This window comes from Saccharomonospora iraqiensis subsp. paurometabolica YIM 90007, assembly GCF_000231035.2.
GTDB classification, from domain to species: Bacteria; Actinomycetota; Actinomycetes; order Mycobacteriales; family Pseudonocardiaceae; genus Saccharomonospora; species Saccharomonospora paurometabolica.
In genome coordinates this window covers 35,510-42,132 of sequence record NZ_KI912238.1, presented here as the reverse complement: position 1 = coordinate 42,132, position 6,623 = coordinate 35,510, and the positions used below count along the sequence as shown (strand labels likewise).

At 73.2% G+C, this 6,623-nt stretch carries 9 protein-coding genes; all 9 read left to right on the top strand.

The window, feature by feature from the left end; translation table 11 throughout:
- Positions 1–180: 180 nt before the first annotated feature.
- Positions 181–495, top strand: a complete 315-nt coding sequence (gene rplU, locus SACPADRAFT_RS0212330; RefSeq protein ID WP_007025919.1) for a 50S ribosomal protein L21 — start codon at positions 181–183, stop codon at positions 493–495.
- 15 nt (positions 496–510) lie between these two features.
- Positions 511–768 (top strand): 50S ribosomal protein L27, encoded by a 258-nt coding sequence (gene rpmA, locus SACPADRAFT_RS0212325; RefSeq protein WP_007025920.1) that lies wholly within the window; start codon positions 511–513, stop codon positions 766–768.
- Between the two features lie 165 nt (positions 769–933).
- Positions 934–2,418 (top strand): GTPase ObgE, encoded by a 1,485-nt coding sequence (obgE, locus tag SACPADRAFT_RS0212320; protein WP_007025921.1) that lies wholly within the window; start codon positions 934–936, stop codon positions 2,416–2,418.
- The gene (proB, locus tag SACPADRAFT_RS0212315; RefSeq protein ID WP_007025922.1) at positions 2,411–3,520 is read left to right on the top strand and encodes a glutamate 5-kinase; all 1,110 of its coding nucleotides are present in this window, start codon (positions 2,411–2,413) and stop codon (positions 3,518–3,520) included. The genes obgE and proB overlap by 8 nt, the downstream gene beginning before the upstream one ends.
- A gap of 71 nt (positions 3,521–3,591) precedes the next feature.
- The gene (gene nadD, locus SACPADRAFT_RS0212310) at positions 3,592–4,212 is read left to right on the top strand and encodes a nicotinate-nucleotide adenylyltransferase (RefSeq protein WP_007025923.1); all 621 of its coding nucleotides are present in this window, start codon (positions 3,592–3,594) and stop codon (positions 4,210–4,212) included.
- A 124-nt stretch (positions 4,213–4,336) separates the two neighbouring features.
- Entirely contained in the window at positions 4,337–4,816 is a 480-nt protein-coding gene (rsfS, locus tag SACPADRAFT_RS27370) for a ribosome silencing factor (protein WP_007025924.1), read from the top strand.
- Positions 4,813–5,424 (top strand): histidine phosphatase family protein, encoded by a 612-nt coding sequence (locus SACPADRAFT_RS0212300; protein WP_007025925.1) that lies wholly within the window; start codon positions 4,813–4,815, stop codon positions 5,422–5,424. Before rsfS ends, SACPADRAFT_RS0212300 begins: the two co-directional genes overlap by 4 nt.
- Positions 5,421–6,203, top strand: coding sequence for a diglucosylglycerate octanoyltransferase (octT, locus tag SACPADRAFT_RS27365; RefSeq protein WP_233357169.1), 783 nt, complete (start codon positions 5,421–5,423; stop codon positions 6,201–6,203). The genes SACPADRAFT_RS0212300 and octT overlap by 4 nt, the downstream gene beginning before the upstream one ends.
- A 3-nt stretch (positions 6,204–6,206) precedes the next feature.
- A partial coding sequence (locus SACPADRAFT_RS27360) for a DegV family protein (protein WP_007025927.1) occupies positions 6,207–6,623 on the top strand: 417 nt, incomplete at its 3' end.

Sequence of the window (6,623 nt, the reverse complement as noted above, 5' to 3'; positions counted from 1 at the left end):
ACGCGGCGGCCCCGCCGCGCGGCGGGGCGCCCCGCGGGCCCGCCCGTGCACGCAGAGGAGAACGGGTGAGGCGTACCCCGGTGCAGGACCTCCGGGAATGAGTCAGTACCCTGAAGGGCGGCCCGCGAGCAGGGCGGGTCGTCGAGCCCCAACCAGCAGTCGAGCAATCAGGAGACTTCCGTGTCGGCGTATGCAGTCGTCAAGACCGGCGGCAAGCAGTACAAGGTCGCCGTCGGCGATGTCGTCGAGGTCGAGAAGCTCGACGGCGAGCCGGGCACCGAGCACACCCTTCCCGCCGTGATGGTGGTCGACGACGGCACGGTCACGACCGGCGCCGACTCGCTGGCGAAGGTCTCGGTCTCGGGCAAGGTCGTCGAGCAGACCAAGGGCCCCAAGATCCGTATCCACAAGTTCAAGAACAAGACCGGGTACCACAAGCGGCAGGGACACCGTCAGAAGCTGACCCGCCTCGAGGTCACCGGCATCAACAAGTGAGGAACCTGACCAGCCATGTCAACGAAGAAGGGCACCGGCAGCTCGAAGAACGGCCGTGACTCCAACCCGAAGTACCTCGGTGTCAAGCGGTTCGGCGGTCAGGTCGTGAACGCGGGCGAGATCCTCGTCCGTCAGCGCGGTACCAAGTTTCACCCCGGCGTGAACGTCGGCCGTGGCGGCGACGACACGCTGTTCGCTCTCGCCGAAGGGTCGGTCCAGTTCGGCACGAAGCGTGGCCGCAAGACGGTCAACATCGTGCCGGCCGAGGCCTGACCGGCCCGGCCAGCACACCGAGTCAAAACGAGGGGCGGGCCCGGAACACATCCGGCCCCGTCCCTCGTTTTGCTGTGACGGGACGGTTCGCGGACATCCGCGGGCTCCCGACCGTCGAGTTCCACACCCCGCCCGCTCCGGGCGGCACCGGAGAAAGGCAACCGGATGGCATCCCGATTCGTCGATCGCGCGGTGATCCACGTGTCCGCGGGCAACGGCGGCAACGGGTGTGCCTCGGTGCACCGGGAGAAGTTCAAGCCGCTCGGCGGACCGGACGGCGGCAACGGGGGAAACGGGGGCGACGTGGTGCTCGTCGTCGACCCGGGCGTGCACACGCTGCTCGACTTCCACTTCCGCCCGCACGCCGCCGCGGGCAACGGCAAACAGGGCAAGGGCGCGCACCGCAACGGTGCCGCGGGGGAGCCGCTGGAGATGCGGGTCCCGGAGGGCACCGTGGTGCTCACCGAGGACGGCGAGGTGCTGGCGGACCTCGTCGGCGCGGGGACCCGGTTCGTCGCCGCACGCGGCGGACGCGGCGGTCTCGGGAACGCGGCACTCGCGTCCCGCTCCCGCAAGGCGCCCGGCTTCGCCCTGCTCGGCGAACCCGGCGAGACCGGGGATCTCGTGCTCGAACTGCGGTCGATGGCCGACGTGGGACTGGTCGGTTTCCCGTCGGCGGGCAAATCGTCGCTGATCTCCGCGCTGTCGGCGGCCAGACCGAAGATCGCCGACTACCCGTTCACCACGCTCACGCCGAATCTCGGGGTGGTCGCCGCGGGTGAGACGGTGTTCACCATGGCCGACGTGCCGGGACTCATCCCGGGCGCGGGCGAGGGCCGCGGCCTCGGGCTGGACTTTCTGCGGCACATCGAACGCTGCGCGGTGCTGGTGCACGTGGTCGACTGCGCGACCTTCGAGCCCGGACGCGACCCGCTCTCCGACATCGACGTCCTGGAGGAGGAACTCGCCCGCTACACCCCCGCGCTCGGGGGCGAGCTCGCCGACCGGCCGCGGGTGGTGGTGCTGAACAAGGTGGACGTGCCGGACGCCGCCGAGCTCGCCGACCTCGTGCGCCCCGATCTCGAGGCCCGGGGGATGCGGGTGTTCGAGGTCTCCGCCGCGACCCGTGGGGGCCTGCGGGAACTGACCTTCGCCCTCGGCGAGATCGTCGAGCGGCACCGTGCGCAGCAGCCGCCGCCCACCCCGGAGAAAGTGGTCCTCACGCCGAAGGCGGTCGACGACGGCGGGTTCGTCGTGGAGCCCGACCGGGACGAACCGGGCGGGTTCGTGGTGCGCGGCGCCCGTCCCGAGCGCTGGATCCGGCAGACGAACTTCGACAACGACGAGGCCGTCGGGTACCTGGCCGACCGGCTGAACCGGCTGGGGGTCGAGGAGGAGCTGGCCCGGCAGGGGGCCGAACCGGGGAGTCCGGTCACCATCGGTGGGGTCACCTTCGACTGGGAGCCCACGACGCCCGGTGTGGTCGGCGCGCTGGCGGGCCGGGGTGGCGATCCCCGGCTGGAGACGACGCAGCGCACCACCGCGGCCGAGCGCAAACAGGCCCGGCGGCGGCGTCGTACCGGCGAACCGGACGACGCCGCGGAAGCCCCGGACGCCGGAGCGCAGGGGGACGGGGACGACGATGAGTGACGCCCGGAGCGCGGTCGCCCGCGCGGGGCGACTGGTGGTCAAGGTCGGTTCCTCGGCGCTGACCACCGCGGACGACGGGCTGGACGTGCACCGCCTGGACGCGCTCGTCGACGCGGTCGCCGCGCGGGTGTCCGCGGGCACCGAACTGGTCCTCGTCTCCTCCGGGGCGATCGGCGCCGGACTCGCCCCGCTCACCCTGAGCACCCGCCCGAAGGACCTCGCCACCCAGCAGGCCGCGGCCAGTGTGGGGCAGCTCGCCCTCGCGCACGCCTACGCCGAGTCGTTCGCGCGGTACGGGCTCACGGTCGGTCAGGTGCTGCTGACCTCGAACGACGTGGTCCGCCGTGCGCACTACCGCAATGCCGAGCGCACCTTCGCCCGGCTGCTGGCGCTGGGCGCGGTGCCCGTGGTGAACGAGAACGACACGGTCGCCACCGAGGAGATCCGGTTCGGCGACAACGACCGGCTCGCCGCACTCGTGGCACACCTGACCGGTGCGGACGGGCTCGTCCTGCTGTCCGATGTGGATGCCCTGTACGACGGGGACCCTCGGTCGGGGGGAACGCGGCGGATCGCCGAGGTGACGTCCGGATCGGACCTCGCCGGGCTGTCGGTGGGGATGTCCAGCTCGGGACTGGGCACCGGGGGCATGATGTCGAAGGTCGCCGCGGCGCGCACGGCCGCCGCGTCGGGCATCCCGGTGCTGATCGCCGCGGCCGGGGAGGCGAAACGCGCGCTGGGTACCGCCGAGGTCGGTACGGTGTTCGCCCCGGCGGACACCCGGCTCTCCGCCCGGCGGTTCTGGCTCGGCTACGCGGCGGGGGCCCGCGGGCGGCTGCACCTCGACGACGGTGCGGTGGACGCCGTGGTGCGGAACCGGCGGTCGCTGCTCGCGGCGGGGGTCACCGGGATGGACGGCGACTTCGAGGCCGGGGACGTGGTCGACCTGGTCGACGCGGGCCAGGAGGTCGTGGCCCGTGGGGTCGTGGCGTTCGACGTCACCGAACTGCCGGACCTGATCGGCCGTTCCACCCACGAGCTCCCCCCGGAGTACCGGCGCGAGGTCGTGCACGCCGACGACCTCGTCCCGCTCCGCCGCTGACCGCCGGTCCGTCCGGTTCCGGCGGCCCTGTGTCCGGGGCCGGAGGGGGTGGACCTTTAGAGTGGGGTCCCATGTCCGCACGCCGTATCGGGGTCATGGGAGGCACGTTCGATCCGGTGCACCACGGCCACCTCGTCGCAGCCAGCGAGGTCCAGCACCGGTTCGGGCTGGACGAAGTGATCTTCGTGCCGACCGGCCAGCCGTGGCAGAAGGCCGAACGGACGGTGTCGAGGGCGGAGGACCGCTACCTCATGACCGTGATCGCCACGGCCTCGAACCCGAAGTTCTCCGTCAGCCGCGTCGACATCGACCGGGGTGGCCAGACCTACACCGTCGACACCCTGCGTGACCTGCGCGCCGAGTACCCCGACGACGAACTGTTCTTCATCACCGGGGCCGACGCGCTCGCGCAGATCCTGGGCTGGCGGGACGCCGACGAGCTGTTCACCCTGGCCCACTTCATCGGAGTCACCCGTCCGGGGTACCGGCTGCACGACCACCACCTCCCGGACGGCAAGGTCAGCCTCGTCGAGGTGACGGCGATGGCGATCTCCTCGACGGCGTGCCGGGACAAGGTCCACGACGGAGAGCCGATCTGGTATCTCATGCCGGACGGGGTGGTGCGCTACATCAACAAGCGTCGCCTGTACCGGGCCGACCGCAGCACGTCCGTGGGCAGGCACCGGCAGTGAGCCCGCCCCGCGCACCGGACGCGGCGGGGGTGCCGCCGTCGGCGCCGTGGGTGAGACCCGCGCCGCCCGCGGGTGCCTGCGGGTAGGCTTTCCCGACAGACGTTCGACCCCCCGAAGGAGCATCGTGTCAGCGACCGCCGAAGCCCGAGAACTCGCCACCGTGGCCGCGCACGCGGCGGCGGACAAGAAGGCGATCGACGTGGTCGTGCTCGACGTGTCGGACCGCCTCGTGATCACCGACGTGTTCGTGATCGCGTCGGCGCCGAACGAGCGGCAGGTCGGTGCGATCGTGGACAACATCGACGAGAAACTGCGCGCCGTCGGGCACAAGCCGGTACGCCGGGAGGGCGAGCGGGAGGGCCGCTGGGTGCTCATGGACTACGTGGACGTGGTCGTGCACATCCAGCACGCCGACGAGCGGTCCTTCTACGCGCTGGAGCGGCTCTGGAAGGACTGCCCGCGGGTCGAGGTGGACGGGCTCGAACAGCCGGAGGAGTCGGCCGGCCGGGACGCCGCCGGGGACGGTGACGCCGGGCAGGACCCCGCCGGTGGGGCCGACACCGGCCGGGCGGCGGGGACGGAACCGGGGCCGGACACCCCGTGACCCTGCGGCGAGTCGTCCTGTGGCGACACGGGGAGACCGACTACAACGCGGCCGGCCGGATGCAGGGCCAGCTCGATTCGGCGCTGACCGAGGTCGGGTGGAACCAGGCGCGGTTCGCGGCCCCGATGCTGGCGCGGTTCACGCCCGACCTGGTCATCGCCTCCGACCTGCGCCGGGCCACCGACACGGCGACCGTGCTCACCGAGGCGTTCGGGGTGCCGTTGCGGATCGACAAGCGGCTGCGGGAGACGCACCTGGGGGAGTGGCAGGGGCTGACCGCGGACGAGGTGGAGGCCCGCGCGCCGGGGGAGCGGGAGCGCTGGCGCCACGATGCGACCTGGGCGCCGCCCGGCGGGGAGTCCCGGGTCGAGGTGGCCGACCGGGCCCGGGAGGTGGTGGGCGACCTGCTGCGGGGCACCGAATCCGTCGGGACCGTGCTGCTCGCCGCGCACGGCGGGGTGATCCTGGCGCTCACCGCCCGGCTGCTGGAACTGCCGGTGTCGGTGTGGCCCGCCCTCGGCGGGATCTCGAACTGTCACTGGGTGGACCTCGCCCGCCGGGAGGAGGGATGGCGGCTGTCCGCCTACAACGCCGGGATGACGGGATGAGCGTGCCGTCCGGGGTGTCCCGGATCCTGGTCTTCGGCGATTCGTTGAGCTTCCACGGGCCGGACGGGGCCCACGCGGCCGACGACCCGCGGTTGTGGCCGAACGTCACCGCCGGGGCGCTCGGCGGCCGTGCCGAGCTCGTCGCCGGGTTCGGCTGGTCCGCGCGGGACGTCTGGTGGGCGCTGACCGGCGACCCCCGGGTGTGGGCGGAGCTGCCGCACGCCGACGTCGTCGTGTTCGCCGTGGGCAGCATGGACACCCTGCCCTCGCCGTTGCCGACCTATCTGCGGACAGGGCTGCGCTACCTGCGCCCCGGGTCGTTGCGGCGCGCGGTGCGCGGGGCCTACCACGCGGCCCAGCCGGTCCTGTCCACCGCGTTGCGCGGCAGGCCGCCGGTGCTGCCGGCCAGGCTCACGGTGCACTATCTCGACACCGCCGTCACGGCGGTGCGGGCGCTGCGGCCGTCGTTGCCGGTCCTCGGCTGGTTGCCGTCGGTGCACCGGGCGGCGTCCTACGGCCATGTCCACACGGAGCGGGCGCGGACGGCGCGGGAGCTGACGCGGTGGGCGCGGCGCGCGGAGGTGCCGCTCCTGGACCTGCCCGCCGTGGTCGGTCCGCACGTGTGGGGCGGGCACGGCAACCCGGACGGGATGCACTGGGGCTGGGCGGGGCACACGGCGGTCGGCCACGCCATGGCGGAGTTGATCGCCGCGCGGGCCGCGGACGGCGGCACGGCCACGGGTGATCCCGCGCCCGAGGTCGCGCGCGGCGGAGGCTGAACGGTGCCGGTCGCGGTCGTCACGGATTCCACGGCGCACCTTCCGGAGGGCTTCGCCGCACGGCACGGCATCCGGGTCGTCCCGCTGCACGTGCTCATCGACGGGGTGAGCGCGCTCGACGGGATCGACGTGGGGCCGCGCGCGCTCGCCGGGGCACTGCGCGAGCACCGCGTCGTGACCACCTCACGCCCCACACCCGCCGAGTTCGCCGCGGTCTACCGTGCCGCGCTGGCCGAGGGGGCGGACGCCATCGTGTCGGTGCACCTGTCCGGGCGGTTGTCCGGCACGGGGGAGGCGGCGGAACTCGCCGCCCGGGAGGTGGCGCCGGACCGGATCCGGGTGGTGGACTCCCGCACGACCGCGATGGGGCTCGGCTTCGCCGCCCTGCACGCGGCCGAGGAGGCCGGGCGCGGTGCGGAC

Coding starts and splice junctions, on each gene's coding strand:
- proB (WP_007025922.1), top strand. CDS start 2,411: ATGAGTGACGCCCGGAGCGCGGTCGCCCGCGCGGGGCGACTGGTGGTC.
- rpmA (WP_007025920.1), top strand. CDS start 511: ATGTCAACGAAGAAGGGCACCGGCAGCTCGAAGAACGGCCGTGACTCC.
- nadD (WP_007025923.1), top strand. CDS start 3,592: ATGTCCGCACGCCGTATCGGGGTCATGGGAGGCACGTTCGATCCGGTG.
- obgE (WP_007025921.1), top strand. CDS start 934: ATGGCATCCCGATTCGTCGATCGCGCGGTGATCCACGTGTCCGCGGGC.
- octT (WP_233357169.1), top strand. CDS start 5,421: ATGAGCGTGCCGTCCGGGGTGTCCCGGATCCTGGTCTTCGGCGATTCG.